At 26.3% G+C, this 14,628-nt stretch carries 16 protein-coding genes; 4 read left to right on the top strand and 12 right to left on the bottom strand.

The features are described 5' to 3' along the window. Window positions 1–41: 41 nt before the first annotated feature. Entirely contained in the window at window positions 42–983 is a 942-nt protein-coding gene (locus ACR9ES_RS05260) for an alpha/beta hydrolase family protein (RefSeq protein ID WP_435255362.1), read from the bottom strand. Between the two features lie 29 nt (window positions 984–1,012). Here ACR9ES_RS05260 and ACR9ES_RS05255 point away from each other — a divergent pair, with 29 nt between their 5' ends. The 4 genes from ACR9ES_RS05255 to ACR9ES_RS05240 are packed head-to-tail and all read left to right on the top strand — an operon-like array spanning window position 1,013 to window position 6,304. Then, the gene (locus ACR9ES_RS05255) at window positions 1,013–1,579 is read left to right on the top strand and encodes a hypothetical protein (RefSeq protein WP_435255361.1); all 567 of its coding nucleotides are present in this window, start codon (window positions 1,013–1,015) and stop codon (window positions 1,577–1,579) included. 2 nt (window positions 1,580–1,581) lie between these two features. After that, entirely contained in the window at window positions 1,582–2,793 is a 1,212-nt protein-coding gene (locus ACR9ES_RS05250) for an aldo/keto reductase (RefSeq protein WP_435255360.1), read from the top strand. 10 nt (window positions 2,794–2,803) lie between these two features. After that, complete coding sequence (locus tag ACR9ES_RS05245; protein ID WP_435255359.1) at window positions 2,804–4,993, top strand: peptidase domain-containing ABC transporter; 2,190 nt, start codon at window positions 2,804–2,806, stop codon at window positions 4,991–4,993. Next, the gene (locus ACR9ES_RS05240) at window positions 4,994–6,304 is read left to right on the top strand and encodes an HlyD family secretion protein (RefSeq protein WP_435255358.1); all 1,311 of its coding nucleotides are present in this window, start codon (window positions 4,994–4,996) and stop codon (window positions 6,302–6,304) included. Here the strand turns inward: ACR9ES_RS05240 and ACR9ES_RS05235 are convergent. The 11 genes from ACR9ES_RS05235 to ACR9ES_RS05185 form a co-directional block, all read right to left on the bottom strand. Beyond that, complete coding sequence (locus tag ACR9ES_RS05235; RefSeq protein WP_435255357.1) at window positions 6,289–6,798, bottom strand: hypothetical protein; 510 nt, start codon at window positions 6,796–6,798, stop codon at window positions 6,289–6,291. The two genes, ACR9ES_RS05240 and ACR9ES_RS05235, sit on opposite strands and share 16 nt — an antisense overlap. Next, window positions 6,795–7,796 carry a methyltransferase domain-containing protein gene (locus tag ACR9ES_RS05230; protein ID WP_435255356.1) on the bottom strand — a complete coding sequence of 334 codons (1,002 nt, stop codon included), beginning with the start codon at window positions 7,794–7,796 and terminating at the stop codon, window positions 6,795–6,797. The genes ACR9ES_RS05235 and ACR9ES_RS05230 overlap by 4 nt, the downstream gene beginning before the upstream one ends. A gap of 235 nt (window positions 7,797–8,031) precedes the next feature. Further along, the gene (locus ACR9ES_RS05225; RefSeq protein WP_435255355.1) at window positions 8,032–8,196 is read right to left on the bottom strand and encodes a hypothetical protein; all 165 of its coding nucleotides are present in this window, start codon (window positions 8,194–8,196) and stop codon (window positions 8,032–8,034) included. Window positions 8,197–8,225: 29 nt separating this feature from the next. Next, on the bottom strand, window positions 8,226–9,401 hold the full coding sequence (locus ACR9ES_RS05220) for a hypothetical protein (protein ID WP_435255354.1): 1,176 nt from the start codon (window positions 9,399–9,401) through the stop codon (window positions 8,226–8,228). A gap of 76 nt (window positions 9,402–9,477) precedes the next feature. Then, window positions 9,478–9,921: a DUF6730 family protein gene (locus ACR9ES_RS05215; protein ID WP_435255353.1), complete on the bottom strand. Its 444-nt coding sequence runs from the start codon at window positions 9,919–9,921 to the stop codon at window positions 9,478–9,480. 2 nt (window positions 9,922–9,923) lie between these two features. Next, window positions 9,924–10,682: a relaxase/mobilization nuclease domain-containing protein gene (locus ACR9ES_RS05210; protein ID WP_435255352.1), complete on the bottom strand. Its 759-nt coding sequence runs from the start codon at window positions 10,680–10,682 to the stop codon at window positions 9,924–9,926. A gap of 2 nt (window positions 10,683–10,684) precedes the next feature. After that, on the bottom strand, window positions 10,685–10,978 hold the full coding sequence (mbpA, locus tag ACR9ES_RS05205) for a mobilization protein MbpA (RefSeq protein ID WP_435255351.1): 294 nt from the start codon (window positions 10,976–10,978) through the stop codon (window positions 10,685–10,687). A 72-nt stretch (window positions 10,979–11,050) separates the two neighbouring features. Continuing rightward, window positions 11,051–11,908, bottom strand: coding sequence for a toprim domain-containing protein (locus ACR9ES_RS05200; RefSeq protein ID WP_435255350.1), 858 nt, complete (start codon window positions 11,906–11,908; stop codon window positions 11,051–11,053). Window positions 11,909–12,125: 217 nt separating this feature from the next. Further along, window positions 12,126–13,331 (bottom strand): primase-helicase family protein, encoded by a 1,206-nt coding sequence (locus tag ACR9ES_RS05195; protein WP_435255349.1) that lies wholly within the window; start codon window positions 13,329–13,331, stop codon window positions 12,126–12,128. A gap of 91 nt (window positions 13,332–13,422) precedes the next feature. Further along, entirely contained in the window at window positions 13,423–13,716 is a 294-nt protein-coding gene (locus ACR9ES_RS05190; RefSeq protein WP_173359827.1) for a hypothetical protein, read from the bottom strand. A 74-nt stretch (window positions 13,717–13,790) separates the two neighbouring features. Further along, window positions 13,791–14,510 carry a hypothetical protein gene (locus tag ACR9ES_RS05185; RefSeq protein ID WP_435255348.1) on the bottom strand — a complete coding sequence of 240 codons (720 nt, stop codon included), beginning with the start codon at window positions 14,508–14,510 and terminating at the stop codon, window positions 13,791–13,793. Window positions 14,511–14,628 lie beyond the last annotated feature (118 nt).

The raw sequence follows: 14,628 nt of genomic DNA, 5'->3' as shown, positions 1-14,628 counted from the left end.
CGATAAAGAAGTTTACACACTTTACGGGATAGTGTCAAAAATTATAAATATTTGTTAAGCCAATTTAAAATAGTTAAATCCATTTCATTCTTATTTTTACGAACATTGTGCTTGTCGTTTTCATATATAATTAATTTGTAAGGAATTTGATATGCCTTAAGTTTTTTAGCTAAATCCAAAGTTTGATTAACATCAACGGCTTCGTCATTTAATCCATGGAAAATTAAAAGAGGTATTTTAGGTAGTTCATTAACCCAAAATAAAACAGATCTTTCTGTTAACACCTTGTTTTTATCTGAATTATATTTAGGTATTATTTGAGAAAAAACCTTTTTCTCCATTTCAGGTCTATTCTTTATAGTATAAAATAAATTTGAAGGACTTCCACCTATTATAGCTGTTTTAATAATGTTTTGAGATTTAAGTTCTTTTAAAGACAAATAGGTCATTATCCCTCCTCTGCTCCAACCATACAAGGCTATTTTAGAGGAATTTACTTTTTTGCTTTCTTTTAGTAAAGATATTAGATTGATAATATCGTTAACATCTTTGCCTCCAAACTCATCTTTCCCCTGACTGTCATTGTTACCACGATAAGTACTTCCAGCTATAATAAAACCTTTACTTGATAGAAGTGAAAGGTGGTAGATCATTAAAGAGGGAGTTAAATTCCCAAAATTTCTGTTTCCACCTCTGTTAAAAATTATAAGAGGCATTTCGGTTCTAGTATTTTTAGGATACATAATATACCCTTTTATTTTTAGACTATCACTAAAGTAGTTTATACTATCTAACTTAATATTTTCTAGATGCTTGTAGTTAGGTAGATATTTAAGATTGTTATCGTCATCTAAATAAGTGATTTTACTATAGAGACTCAGGTCTTGAATCTTAATATTTTTAGAATTTAATATTTGAGAATAATTTATATTAATATTTAAAAATAAAAAAAGTACAATTAATGATTCTTTAGTAATATTCATATATTTGATTTCCTAATAAAAAAACAAATATGATAAAAAAGATTTTATTTCTGTTAATTTTATTCCATTTAACAAGTAAAAGTTTCTCTCAGGTAAAAGATATGCCAAATTATTCTTTTTTTAAATTGGTGGTAACTAAATTAAATACAGATAAAAATGAAGTTTTACTTGTTAAATGGAATGATAAATGGGAAGTGCCAGGGCTGAAATATAATAGTAAATCATCTATTAAGGAGTTTATAGCTAAAATGGCTAATGACATGGGAATTAGAATGTATAAAGAAGAGAGGTTAAGAGGGATTTTCACAATTCATTATGAGAATAGACCTAAACCAACATTGATGAATTATTATTCACTTGATTTCGTTGAAGGAGATATTACTCCACCACCTAGTTGCAGTCAAATAAAATGGTTTTCAATAGATGAAGCATTAAAGTTAATATCTTATCAAGATATGGTTGAGATATTAAAGCAATTATATGAAGATAAAAATTCAGTATTTGGAGGGGCTATAAAAAAATATAAAGAAGCTAAATCAAAAGAAAAAAAAATAGAATTTACTGAACCTTTATATAAACTTGCAGAATGTAAATAAGTATGGAAAGAAAACATATAGGTATTGGAACTTATAGAATGAGTGTTGATGTTGATTCACATATCGAATCAATTAATTATGCAATAGAAAATGGTTGTTGTTTTATTGATACAGCCACTAATTATAAAAAAGGGAAAGCTGAAGAATTGATAGGTTTCGTTATAGATAAACATATCCAAAAAGAAGTAAAAATTATAACTAAAGCAGGGTATGTTGATGAAGCTCATGTATCGTCTTTTAAAGAGGATAGTTTTTTAATAAATGAAAAATTCTATCATTCGATTGATTCTTCATATATAGACTATATGTTAAATAATAGTTTAAAAAAAATGAGAATGGACTCTATTCATTCTTTTTTATTACATAATCCAGAATATATCCTTTCTACTTTGAATGATGAATCTCTTTTTTATAAAATGGTTAAGACAGCATTTTTAAAACTAGAAGAATTATCCGATGAAGGACTAATAGAATGTTATGGGATTAGTTCAAATACTTTTGCTCTTCATGGTGAGAAAAACCATATTGATGTTGAGCGATTATTAGAAATAGCCAATGAGATTAGTTCAAATAATAGATTTAAAATGATTCAATTCCCTTTTAATATTTATGAAAACAGGGCTCTAGAAAAAAGATATTCTAATAAGAAATATAATTTATTTGAATTTTGTAAAAAAAATAAAATTAAGACATTTATAAATAGACCCTTCATAGGTACTATTAATAGAAGACCTGTGCCAATTGTTATATATGAAGATTTAGCTTTGAAGGATTTAAATAACAACGTATTTAGGGATTTTGTTCAGAAGTTATCAAAGATAATATCAGAGAAAGAGGTTTCTAAAATAATTGAGACCGAAGCTTTTCTTTTTTTAAAGGAGAATGAAAAAAAATTTAAAAGTGATAAGTTACTTAGAATTTTTATAAAAAATCATTTATACGTGGTTTTTGAGAAAGAAAAGATAGTAATGAGTACTAAGTTATTTGAGATTATCGAATGGTTATATAATGAGTTGTTAAACCATATAAAATATAGAGTTAGTTTATTTAATAAAAATATCAAAGAAAAAATTTGTAGCCAAAATCCAGAGTTTAATAAAAATGAGTCATATGCTTCAATACTTTGTAGACTTTATTTAAAACAAGGTGCTGATGTTGTTTTAACAGGTATGAGAAAAATTGAATATGTAGATAAAATTAAGCATCTTTTTTAAATATAAGAGAATGAAGAAAAAGTTTCCTTTTTATAAGCAATTAGGTCCAACTGATTGTGGACCAACATGTCTAAAAATAATAGCAAAATATTATGGAAAAGAGGTTTCAACAAGTTCGATAATAAGGAAAAGTGATATATTAAAGAGCGGAATATCTATTTCTAGTTTAGCTAAAGCTTCGGAAATGATAGGGTTTAGAGTAATGCCTTTAAAAACAGATTTTTCTTTCATAGAAAAGGAAATACCTTTACCGTGTATTGTGTATTTGGGAAAATCTCATTATGCGGTTGTTTATAAGGTGTCCAAGAGTCATATATATTTATCTGACCCAGCAATTGGTCTTGTAAAATATAATAAAAGAGAATTTGAAGAAAAATGGATAATTAAAAACACATATGAAGAGAAAGGAATTTCTTTAGTATTGGAACCTAATAGTAGTTTTCATAAAAAGTTAGAAGAGGAAAAATCAGAAAAAGGATTAAAGTTTTTACTTAAATATTTTTATGAGCATAAAAAACTATTTTTTCAATTATTAATAGGATTGTTTTTTGGAAGTATATTAGAGTTAATTTTCCCTTTTTTTACTCAATCAATAGTAGATCAAGGTATAAAGAATAAAGATGTTAGTTTCATCACTATCGTATTGATAGGTCAGCTAGTTTTCTTTTTGGCACAAACAATAATAACTTTTATTAGAGGTTGGCTATTGTTGCATATAGGTATAAGGGTTCATGTATCTATTATCTCAGATTTTTTATATAAGACGCTTAAATTATCATCATATATTTATGATGTAAAGACGGTTGGAGATTTAATGCAAAGAATTGATGATAATAGAAGAATAGAAAACTTTTTATCTAATACTTCATTAACTGTTGTTTTTTCTATTTTAAATGTTTTATTACTAGGGGTCGTATTGTTTATATATAATACAACCATTTTCTTTATTTTTTTACTAGGTACATTAATGTATTTTTTTTGGATTCTATTTTTTGTAAAAAAGAATTCTTACTGGGAGAGAAAAAGAGTAGAAAAAAATTCTGAAGAAAGAGAAAAAGTTTTGCAACTTATTAACGGAGTAAAAGATATTAAACTTAACAATTCACATCTTAAAAGAACATTTCAATGGAGGGAAATACAAAGTGAGTTGTTCAAAATATCATCCAAAAGACTTTTTTATAGACAGCTACAAAACAATGGAGCTTTGTCTATTAATGAATTAAAAAATATTTTCATTCTTTTTTTTTCTGCTAACTTGGTAATAAAAGGTGAAATGACACTCGGTATGATGTTAGCAGTTCAATATATTACAGGTTATTTAAACAGACCAATAAGAGACATTATATTATTTATTCAAAGTTTGGAAGATGTAAATATTAGAATAAAAAGAATGGAGGAAATTTTAAATGAACCTGATGAAGGAGAGGGGAGTAGTATTATTCATATGCCTGTTAATGAAAGTATAAAACTTAGTAAGGTTTCATTTGGTTATGGAGGAGCGGATTCTAAGAAGGTATTGAAAAATATTAATTTAAATATTGAACATAATAAAACTACTGCTATTGTAGGAGTCAGTGGAAGTGGAAAAACTACGTTACTTAATCTTTTATTAAAGTTTTATGAGACAAACAACGGTAGTATAGAAGTAGGTAATCTAAACATAAAAGATTTTGACCCTAATCAGTGGAGAAAAATGTGCGGAGCTGTATTACAGGATAGTTTAATTTTTTCAGATTCAATAGCCAATAATATAGCTGAATCAGAAAGAGACGAGTTTATAGACAAAGTGAAATTAGTTCAAGCTGCAAGGGTTGCTAATTTATTAGATGTAATAGAAAATTTACCTTCAGGTTTTGATACATTAATTGGTCCAGGAGGAATAAAATTAAGTGGAGGACAAACGCAAAGATTGTTGATAGCTAGAGCAGTTTATAAAAATCCGAATTATTTGTTTTTTGATGAAGCGACAAGCTTTTTGGACGCTCTAAATGAGAAATTAATAGTAAATAATCTTGAAGAATTTTTTAAAAAAAGAACGGTAGTTGTTGTTGCACATAGATTAAGTACTGTAAAAAACGCAAATAAAATAGTGGTTTTAGATAAAGGTGAGATAGTTGAAGAAGGTTCTCATGATGAATTAATAAATAGAAAAAATAAATACTATAACCTAGTTAAGAATCAATTAGAGTTAGGAAAATAAATGAAAAAGATTGAATATTATAACCCAGAGAGTAACTTTTCAAAAAGCCATATAGGCAGAAGCCCAAATTGGATACTAAAGTCAGGAATGAGTATTACTGCGGGTGTCATAACTATATTGCTTTTAAGTTCGGTTTTTGTGAAATATCCGGATAAGATATCCTCTAAAATTACTTTATCAACAGAAGTGCCACCCGTTAGGGTTTCTAGTAAGGCTTCAGGTATTGTAGAGAAAATATTTGTAAATGAAGGTGAAAAAGTAAGGAAGGGTCAAGTTTTATATTACATTAATGATGGATATACAAGTCTAAATGATGTGAAAGAATTAAAAAAATTTATAAAAAAACCTCTAGATACGTTAATAAATAACTCATTTAAAACTAATTTTTTATTTCTTGGGGATATTCAAACTTCTTATCAAGATTTTCATGCTTTAATTATAGAATATTTAGAATACTTAAGTTATAACCCTGACATGCTTCAAGTTTCCAAGCTAGAATCGTCTCTGAAAGAATACAAAAGGCTTAAAAATATAATTTTAAGAAAAATAAATTTACAAAAAAAGAAACTTAAACTTGCAGAAAAACAGAGAGATAGAGCTAGGACTTTAAATGATAAAGGAGTTATCTCAGATAAAGATAAAGAAGTGGAAGAAATGATCTTTTATGAGAAAGAAGAAAAGCTAGAAGTTTTACTTTATGAGAAATCAAATATAAATATTAAAATTATAGAGTTAAATAAGAGAGTTGAAGAGCTAAATATTAAGAGTGAGAATTTCATTTTATCTTTTAAGGAAAACATAAATAATAAATTAATGTCTTTAAAAAATAAGATTAATGAGTGGGAAAGAAAACACTTGATTATATCTCCTAAAGAAGGAGTTATATCTTTTTTGAAATATGACGTTTTAAATAATTTTGTAGAAGAGAATACTACTATAATGGCAGTTATACCAAATAATAGAGAAAATTATGTCATAAAAGGAAAAATGTATATTCAGATATATAATTCTGGAAAAGTAAATGAGGGAGATATAGTAAATATTTATTTAGATAATTATCCCTATCAAGATTATGGTTTCATTGAAGGTAAAGTTCAAAATATATCTGAAATACCTGAAAACAAAAAAGGGTATTTATTGAATGTAGAATTACCTAATGGTCTAATGTCTAGTCAAAAAAAAGCACTCCCATTTAAAGATGTATTAAACGGGAGTGCTGAGGTTATTTTAGAAAACAAAAGTCTTTTTAAGAGGTTTTTCAATAATATTTTCTACACGGAAAAAAATAATAAGGATTATTTTTCAGGATAAATCCCTTTGAATAATCGATTTATATTTTGTTTAGAATATTTTTGAGGAATTTCTAAAAACCATAAATTAGTAGTTTCGTTTCCTAAGTTGTCATATACATAATTAAAAAATTGATCTTCTCTATTCTTTAAGAATAATATTTTTTCTTTTTTAGAAAAATTTTCTGGGATTTCATTTTTTACTGTAGGGACATGATGTATTAAAGTGTTGAAGTATTTTTTACAAAAGAGCTCATAATCCAAAGTAAATATTATAAACGTATGCCACATTTCATCAATAATTAATAAATCATTATTTATGTATATCGAGGTTTTATCTTCAAAAGATTTAGCACATAGCCATAACCATTTTTTAGTTTCATTAAAGATAATATTTGCTTCATCTTTAGAGGTTGAAAAATAGTTCATAAATCGATCAATCACATTTTTATTTTCATATTTCAAGACTTCTTCTAGAGGACTAATTTTGACTTTTGTAGGAAATGTGTTTTTCATATTTTTTTAAAAGTATACATTAAATTTTTATAAGAGTTAACGTTGAGTAAGCCTTCAATATTAAAATTTTTAATTTCAGATGAGTTGTTATGTATTAACTCAAAATTATTTTTCTCAAAAACTTTAATAAGTTCATCAGCAGAATACAATTCTGTTATTGATTTAAAATGATAGCTTAAAGGACCGAAGTGGATAAAATAACCTCCTCTTTCTATTACCCTATTAACCTCTTTTAAAAGAGTGTTTAATGGTAATATGTCAGTGAAGAAAATAGAGAAAATAATTTTAACTGACCCTTTTTTAAAAGGTAGGTTTTTACAATCAGCAAGTATATATTTAACTTTGTTGTAATTTTTCAACAAATCTTGTCTCAAATAGGCTTTAGATGATATTGATTTGTATTTTACATTAGAAACATTTCTAAGGTTAATTAAATGAAAACTAATTTGCTCATTTTTTTTGCCAAGTTTATTAAATATATAATTCATCGTAAAAGAATTATCTACAGCTATTACTTCATCGAAGTGGCAAGAAAGTTCAACAGCTAACCTTCCATATCCTGCTCCTAAAAAAACAGCATTGTATCCACTATTTTTTAAAAAATCAGGAATGATTGTATCTATATTTTTAATGATTAATTTAATTTCATTTTCCATATTGTCATTATAGCTCCAATCTCGATACAAGTATTTAAAAGAAGCAAGGTAATCCACATTAAGATTGTTAGAAAATGAGTCAATTTTAATTTTTTTTGTTAAGAAATCAAAAATTTCATAAAAGAAAAAAGTATTAGAATCTAAAGCATTTATTAATTGATCGTTTGAAGTTTTATTGATAAATGAAGTATTACTTTTTAGAATCGAAACTAACCGTAAGTTGTTGTTTATACAGTTTCTGTATTCTTGAGCTATTTTTTTAAAATACTCTGAATCATTTATATATGAAGAAAAATCATCATTTAAAAAGGTAACAGGTTCCCTGTCAAAAATATTTTTCATATAGCAAAACAAAAATGGCTGTTATACAACAGCCATTTAATAATTTCTTAATATTTAATTATGGTCGTGGCAATAATTTTCAGTAGGAATGCAACTAGTTTCAATAGATGCTGTACACGAAGTGCTAATACAAGCAGAGCCTCCGTTTAAATAATCACTTAATCCTAATTCTAATCTTTTCCTTTTCAGATCTTCTATATTTAACCTTTTTAAATTTCCCATAATGTTTAATATATTAAGCGTCGTGGCAATAATTTTCACAAGGTAGGCAGCTTCCCAAAGGTCTACCTAAATCGTCAACTTCTTTTGCAGTACAAGAAGTCCCTCCAGTTAAATAGTCACTTAATCCTAATTCTAACCTTTTTTCTTTTAATTCTTCCAAATTAAGTCTTTTTTCCATAATAAGTCTTTTTTTGTTTATATTTATAATTAAATTTCAAGCAATGTAAGTTTTTTTCTTACTTCATACAAATTTTCTTTTAAAAAAAGATTATGATCATAAACAAAAGGTTGGCTTTCTACAATTAAGTTATCAGTTATATGTTTATTCCTTTTATATATATTCTCACATTCTTTGTCTAACATTTTATATAGTTTCACACCTAATGGAGTAAAGACTTCATTTAAGTCCATCTTTTCTAACCCTGTCCTAAATCGTCTTTTGTTGTCTGCAAATCGACCGATTATTTCTTTGGCTTCTTCTTTATTAAAAAGAGATGAATTATTTAACATAAGTTCTAAACCAGTAGCTACTTTTGTTGTCGTAAATAAACCGTGGAAAGCAGAATAGAGAGTTCTTTTTTCTTTCTGATTATTATTTAAGCTTCTTAATAATGTGTCTGGATGAATTTTAAAGAAAGTTTTTTGAGAGTTTAATATTCTGTAAAAGATGTTATGCCCAAATTGATGTATCATTTCAACTATAAAAAATATCAATTTATCTTCTTTTTGAATATTTAGATAAGCAATACCTGGCGAAATTCTTGAGGCAAATGAAACTAATTTATTAGATTTAAATAATATAACTCCTTTTGCTACTGAAATTATTTGAGAATAATATCTAGGCATTATTATTTTTATAATTTGTAAGCTTTTATCTATTTCACTTTTTTTATCTTTAATTAATTTTTCAATGAAATTGGGAGAAAAGCATTCTTGATCATTATCTGATGTATTATTAAATTGAAACTCTAGTAATTGGGGGATGGATCTATATATCTCTATATTAGAGTTTTTTATTTTTATTTGTGGTTTAAAGGCTAAATAATCTAGTTTTTTATTTTTATCAAGTATTTTTTCATAATAGCCAATTTTAGGAACAAAAGCGATATTATCTTTGTTAAAAGACAGATTGGAAGGGATTTCATTTTTACAAGTAGAGAAATAACCAAAAAGTAAAGAGTCTAAAGGAAGTGTTTTTCGTTTAAATTTTGTAGCAAAAAAATGAGAAATTAAAAGAGGTTCTAAAAAAGCTTCGTCATTTTCAAATTTTATTACGTTAAAAATTTTTTTATTTTGGCTGAGTGCATAAGTTTTCATTAAGTCTGCTAATTTGAATTTTTGCACTTCTATAATTTCATTTGTAAAATCATAATAATTATTCATTTTTTTGTATAACAATTTATATTAGAAGAAAAGTTTTGTAAGAACAATAATAAACATTTTTTTTATAAATGTATCTCTAATTTTTTGCCCATTTTTGATATTGTTTGAGTGCTTCAGGGTTCTTTTTGAAAAATTCTTGGATATGATTCGTTATTTCTTCACGTCCTTTTGTATAACTGGTTTCTTCTATGTTTTTAGAGTTTAGATATTGATGAAAATTTATTGAAATACTCAAAAGGCAGATAATGAAAAACGAGCTGAATAAAACGATCATCCACTTTGGAACAATGATGGTTTTATTCAGTTTGTTTTGAAGTACACTAATTTGATTTTGTTGTTCTTTTAAGTTAGAAGTTAGTTCTCTGTTAAATTCTTTAAAAACTAATTGAACTTGAGAAATGTCAATAGTAAGCTTGTGATTTTTAATTTTATCAGTGTCTTTACTTAATTGATTTACTGCTTTTTGAAAAGTTTCAATTTCCTCGATGAGTAAAGCAGTTATTTCTTCGATTTTAGCCATAATTATTTTGTTATAGAGATTTGTTTAAGAGTAGCTTTTGCAATTTCTAAGAATTTACTTTTGAGTTTGTTTATTGATAAACTTCTATGTACCTCGCTACCTTTTAGATTGATCTGGTTAAGTTGATATCGGAATCCTTGAAGTTGATTAGATTTATTTATTACAGGTTTAACATGGATGTTAAATTTTTTCATTTGATTGATATACTGCTGATAATTCTCAGGATGAAAAAAATTAAATGAAAGCTCATGCTTTTCTCTGATGTATTTTCTAATCTCTTTTAAGCTTTTTAATTTCTGTTCTTTAACCATTTTTATAGTTTGTAAATTGAGTTTCTCTGCAATTCTTTCAGCTGTTTTTTGAGAACGTTTACCAATAAAGCTATCGTTATAGGCTTTTCCGTCAAAATCAATCCTGTTTACATACAAATGAATATGTTTATGGTTTTTGTCATTATGAACAAATGCGATAGCTTGATGATTTTCTAATTTTAGGTCCTTAACAAATTCAGATGTTATTTTATTAAGATCTTTTAAGTCTAGTTTTTTACCATCTTCAATAGTTGGGCTAATAACAAAACTGAAAGTATTACGTTCGCATTTATCATTCATCGATTGAATGATTTTAAACTCTTCAGTAATTTCTTTAGGAGTTTCTCCAGCTAGATTTTGCTTATAAACTATCTCAGCATTTTTTTCTTGATTCCAACCATATTCGATGGAAGCTTTTGTATGTGATATTGCTTTTCCTTTACCAATCATTTTTATTTAAAATTTTTAAGATGACTTTTTATTTCATCAGCAGTTTGATACACATTTTTGTATAAATCAGGATGCTTCTTTTTGATTAAATTTCCAATAGATTTAAAGTTATTATGATACTGAACAAGCATTTTGTAAAGAGAAATTTGTTCATCTGTTAATCGTTCAGAAATTACTTTTTCATTTGCAGATTTTATACAAAATTCACTCAGGGTTAAACCGGCTTTTTTAGCTTTTACTTTTAAAAGCTTTTTCTCGTATAGAGTACATCTAAATTCAATTTTATGATTTTTCATAATGTTGTTCAACTTTTGCGACCATAGGGAGAAAAAGCGAGATTTGTCCTGACAAGGACACATCTCGAAATACTAACTAATCTTCTTTTTGTAGTTAATTAAATAATCGTTTAAATCGTTGTGATTTTTATAGTGAATCCTACAGTCAATTAACTCTTTAGATACTTTTTCTTGGAGGTGTTTTATAGCTTTGTTTCCAGCTTCATCATTATCAAAAAAACATCTAATTTTAGAGTAATCTATAACTAGTTCGGGAACCTTTAGAATAAGAGCTGTAGAATTTAAAATGATAAAATTTTCATTTGGAATTAATTTTTTAAAAGTCAAATAGGAAAGGAAATCAGACCAAGACTCAAATAAAGAAACAATATCAGAATTGTTATTAATTGTTGTGATGGCTTTTTTACCTAAACAACCTTTAAAAAAGTTATTTCTAATTTCAAATCCTCCACAATCATTTTTAAAACCAACACCGTAATATTCTCTTTTAGAATCAAAAGTGTAATGAACTTGATATAAAAAACGTTTAGCAAATTCAATATTTATTTTTCTAAAATTTATATAGTTGATTAAATTTAAATTAGATAGTTCTGCTACTCTTACAATCGAATTGTTTGGTTTAAATGGAGTTGTTTTTTTTTCTTGTTGCTGGTGAAAGGAAAAATTATTTGAGCTTAAAATTTCTAAAGCACTTTTAATAGAACAATTATTAACCTTCATAACAAAATCAATTACAGTTCCTCCGATTCCTTCTCCAAAGTCGTACCATATATTTTTAATAATATCGACTTTAAAAGAAGATGTTTTTTCATTTCTAAAAGGAGAGTAAAACCAAACAGAATTTTGAGTGTTTCTTACTGGAGTAAATCCTTGTTTTTTTAAGTAAGAAACAAGATCTATTTTTTTAGCTTTAGAACAGTTTATTTTCATAATTCGAGGTGTATAAAAAAATGTGTAAAAGTTGATGATTTGATGACGGAACCTCTGTGTCCTTTTATTGATAAGACTTTCTTTCTTCATCAGAAGATCATCAAGTCATCAGCATTTTGAAAATACCGTCATCAACTTTTTATCTTGATGACGCTTTGATGACGTTTTTGATGACGACTAAACCCCTTATATTTATTAGGTTTAGTAAATAAAAAGATTACTCTGTCATCAAGTCATCAAAGTTTTTTAGTAAAAATTCTTTTTTAAGTGTAAAAAATCTTCCTTTAGTATCTAATAAGACTATTTCCCCATCACTTAGAATGGTGAATTTTTGATATTTAAAACAGTTGTTTTTTTGAGGTAATTTCCAGTTAGTTTTTAATAAGGTTCTCAATTGTGTTAAATCTGTTTTTATCCTAGTTTTATTTAAAGCATTTAATAAATCCATTATACTGAAATTGATTTCCTCTAAATCAAATTTTTCCATTACACTACATAGTAAATGGGCTATCTCTTTCTCAACTCTATTTCTATTGTTGTTAACTAGTTTGTTTAAAGCTGTAGTGTGAATTTGTTGTGGCGTAAACCACATTCTAGTTTTTCTTTCACTAGCAAACTTTCTTTTTAAAATGAAGTTTAAGAAAGCAGGAATTTCAATAATTAATTTTTCAAGAAAGTTTACATCTTCAAATTGTAGTTTTGGTACTTTAATTATCCAGAATCTAATTTCATCTGCATCAATTTTGATAAAAGAATCTTCTTTGTTACTGCACATTATAAACTTACCAAAGAAATCAACTTCCAATCGTTCTTTTCCTTTAGCTTCTATTTTGTTTTTATTAGAAGTAGATAAATATTTTATCTTCTCGGTAATCTCCTCTTTTTGAAAAAAAGCTTCATCTAATCCAAGGATTAATTTATTACCCCAATCTAAATTGAAGTTACTATTTAATGAATGACTGTCTAAATAACTCATATTATGTCCGAAAACTTCTTTCAAATACTTAAGAAAAGAACTCTTACCCGTAGCTCTTTCTTTACTAACTAAGCATAAAACGGGTAGTGCGTGCGTAGGATTCTCATATAAAAGTTTAAAATAATCCAATCCGTATTCTAATTGACTACCAAAAATATGTTTGAAAAAGCTTAAAGTATTCTTTATTTCTCCATTTTTGGGGCTATGCGATAAAGGAGAATATGTATTATAAAAGCCATGAATAGTTTTAGAAAAGTTAATGTGATTAGGAAAACAAATACTCCCATCATATTTTGGGATTTTAGTTAAGTAATCTCTATTATGGTCTTGTATAATAGTATTTCTATCCCATTTAATTAGAGTTTCATTAAATTGATTATGAATTGTAGGTACTTGAACTATCTTAAAATAAGACGTACCAATTCTTAGGTATGATGTTTCTTCCATAATTTATAAGAATAATAATCCGTATCTTTGTGTTATACGGTAGTTAATAACTATTGTTTAGAAAATATTTAAGCGTGATTGGTTGAAGCAATCACGCTTTTCTTTTATACTTGAAGTTTTTTAATGTTTGATCTTCATTAAAAATTTGATAGTGGTGTATTAACTTTTTTCGAGGACCAATTTCTTTTGCTGTAATCATCCCAGAAGAAACATAGTTTCTAATACTTTGATAATCTACATGAAGTAAGTCTGCTACCTGATGGTATGTGTAGTATTTTTTAGAGTAGTCTTCCTTTGGTGTATTTTTAATATCGATTATAAGGCTCTTAAGCTCTCTTAATTGATCAAAAATATGGCTAAAAGGATCTGTGTATGTTTTATGCATAATCTTTGAGTTTATAATTTATTACCGCAAGAATATGCTTTGATATACAAGGATTACTAGGTTTACAAGGTTACCTAGTGATTTTTTTTATCTAATTTTAGTAAGTCGTTATAAAATTGATGTTTTCTAATATGAATGTTTCCTTTTTCATAACCTTGTTGAATTAATTCAGAATAATCACACCAGTTTTTTGAGGTTAATATTTGTCCTTCCATATCGAAATAACTGTTGAAGAGGTTGTATATATGTTGTTTTTTAGTGTTTTGATTTAATTTATATTCTTTTTCAAAATATAAAATAAGAATTTGAAAACTTTGTAAGGGAGTAATTTTATATTCACGTAAATTAAACTTTCTATTTATAGAATCGTAAAACGAACGATTTTTTAAATCTTGCAATAACTTGTTAAAAGCTACTTCTAATTTATTAGCGTTAAACTTGATATCTACATTGTATGATTTTTCTGTAGAATTGGATTCTCTTAGTTTACTAACTTTTTTTATATCAAACCAAAAACAAAATGAGGTTATAAATATTAGAAAAAAAAGTATAAAGTAATTAATATATTGATTTGTAAAATTCGTTTCTTTTACCACTTTTATAAAAATTACAGGAGCAAAATAAAATGTTGAAGATAGAATTAATTTAAGTCTATCCACTTTAGGATTCCAATCTGCTTTTTTCCCTAAAATGTAGGGGGTTAGTTTATAGGCGTATCGTTTAGATAAGAATCCCAAATGAATTAAAGAAATGATTACAGCTAGTAAGAGAAGAGGGATGTAATAGTTTGTCATAATTTTATGTATTATTAATGGTAATTACCATAAAACTATTATTTTTGAAGGATAACAACAAATTAGAGTTTTGACAATTAATACGTTAAAGTTATCAACGAAATTATCAACTCAAAAT

Source organism: Tenacibaculum sp. A30 (assembly GCF_051200845.1).
GTDB lineage: Bacteria > Bacteroidota > Bacteroidia > Flavobacteriales > Flavobacteriaceae > Polaribacter.
The sequence above is the reverse complement of the archived record's forward strand: the minus strand, read 5'-3'. Positions and strand labels throughout refer to the sequence as shown.

What these genes read in the sequence shown, in the direction of transcription:
- ACR9ES_RS05190 (WP_173359827.1), bottom strand. Translation starts at nt 13,716, where the DNA reads ATGCATAAAACATACACAGATCCTTTTAGCCATATTTTTGATCAATTA.
- ACR9ES_RS05225 (WP_435255355.1), bottom strand. Translation starts at nt 8,196, where the DNA reads ATGGAAAAAAGACTTAATTTGGAAGAATTAAAAGAAAAAAGGTTAGAA.
- ACR9ES_RS05185 (WP_435255348.1), bottom strand. Translation starts at nt 14,510, where the DNA reads ATGACAAACTATTACATCCCTCTTCTCTTACTAGCTGTAATCATTTCT.
- ACR9ES_RS05240 (WP_435255358.1), top strand. Translation starts at nt 4,994, where the DNA reads ATGAAAAAGATTGAATATTATAACCCAGAGAGTAACTTTTCAAAAAGC.
- ACR9ES_RS05250 (WP_435255360.1), top strand. Translation starts at nt 1,582, where the DNA reads ATGGAAAGAAAACATATAGGTATTGGAACTTATAGAATGAGTGTTGAT.
- ACR9ES_RS05235 (WP_435255357.1), bottom strand. Translation starts at nt 6,798, where the DNA reads ATGAAAAACACATTTCCTACAAAAGTCAAAATTAGTCCTCTAGAAGAA.
- ACR9ES_RS05260 (WP_435255362.1), bottom strand. Translation starts at nt 983, where the DNA reads ATGAATATTACTAAAGAATCATTAATTGTACTTTTTTTATTTTTAAAT.
- ACR9ES_RS05255 (WP_435255361.1), top strand. Translation starts at nt 1,013, where the DNA reads ATGATAAAAAAGATTTTATTTCTGTTAATTTTATTCCATTTAACAAGT.
- ACR9ES_RS05210 (WP_435255352.1), bottom strand. Translation starts at nt 10,682, where the DNA reads ATGATTGGTAAAGGAAAAGCAATATCACATACAAAAGCTTCCATCGAA.
- ACR9ES_RS05195 (WP_435255349.1), bottom strand. Translation starts at nt 13,331, where the DNA reads ATGGAAGAAACATCATACCTAAGAATTGGTACGTCTTATTTTAAGATA.
- ACR9ES_RS05230 (WP_435255356.1), bottom strand. Translation starts at nt 7,796, where the DNA reads ATGAAAAATATTTTTGACAGGGAACCTGTTACCTTTTTAAATGATGAT.
- mbpA (WP_435255351.1), bottom strand. Translation starts at nt 10,978, where the DNA reads ATGAAAAATCATAAAATTGAATTTAGATGTACTCTATACGAGAAAAAG.
- ACR9ES_RS05245 (WP_435255359.1), top strand. Translation starts at nt 2,804, where the DNA reads ATGAAGAAAAAGTTTCCTTTTTATAAGCAATTAGGTCCAACTGATTGT.
- ACR9ES_RS05200 (WP_435255350.1), bottom strand. Translation starts at nt 11,908, where the DNA reads ATGAAAATAAACTGTTCTAAAGCTAAAAAAATAGATCTTGTTTCTTAC.
- ACR9ES_RS05220 (WP_435255354.1), bottom strand. Translation starts at nt 9,401, where the DNA reads ATGAATAATTATTATGATTTTACAAATGAAATTATAGAAGTGCAAAAA.
- ACR9ES_RS05215 (WP_435255353.1), bottom strand. Translation starts at nt 9,921, where the DNA reads ATGGCTAAAATCGAAGAAATAACTGCTTTACTCATCGAGGAAATTGAA.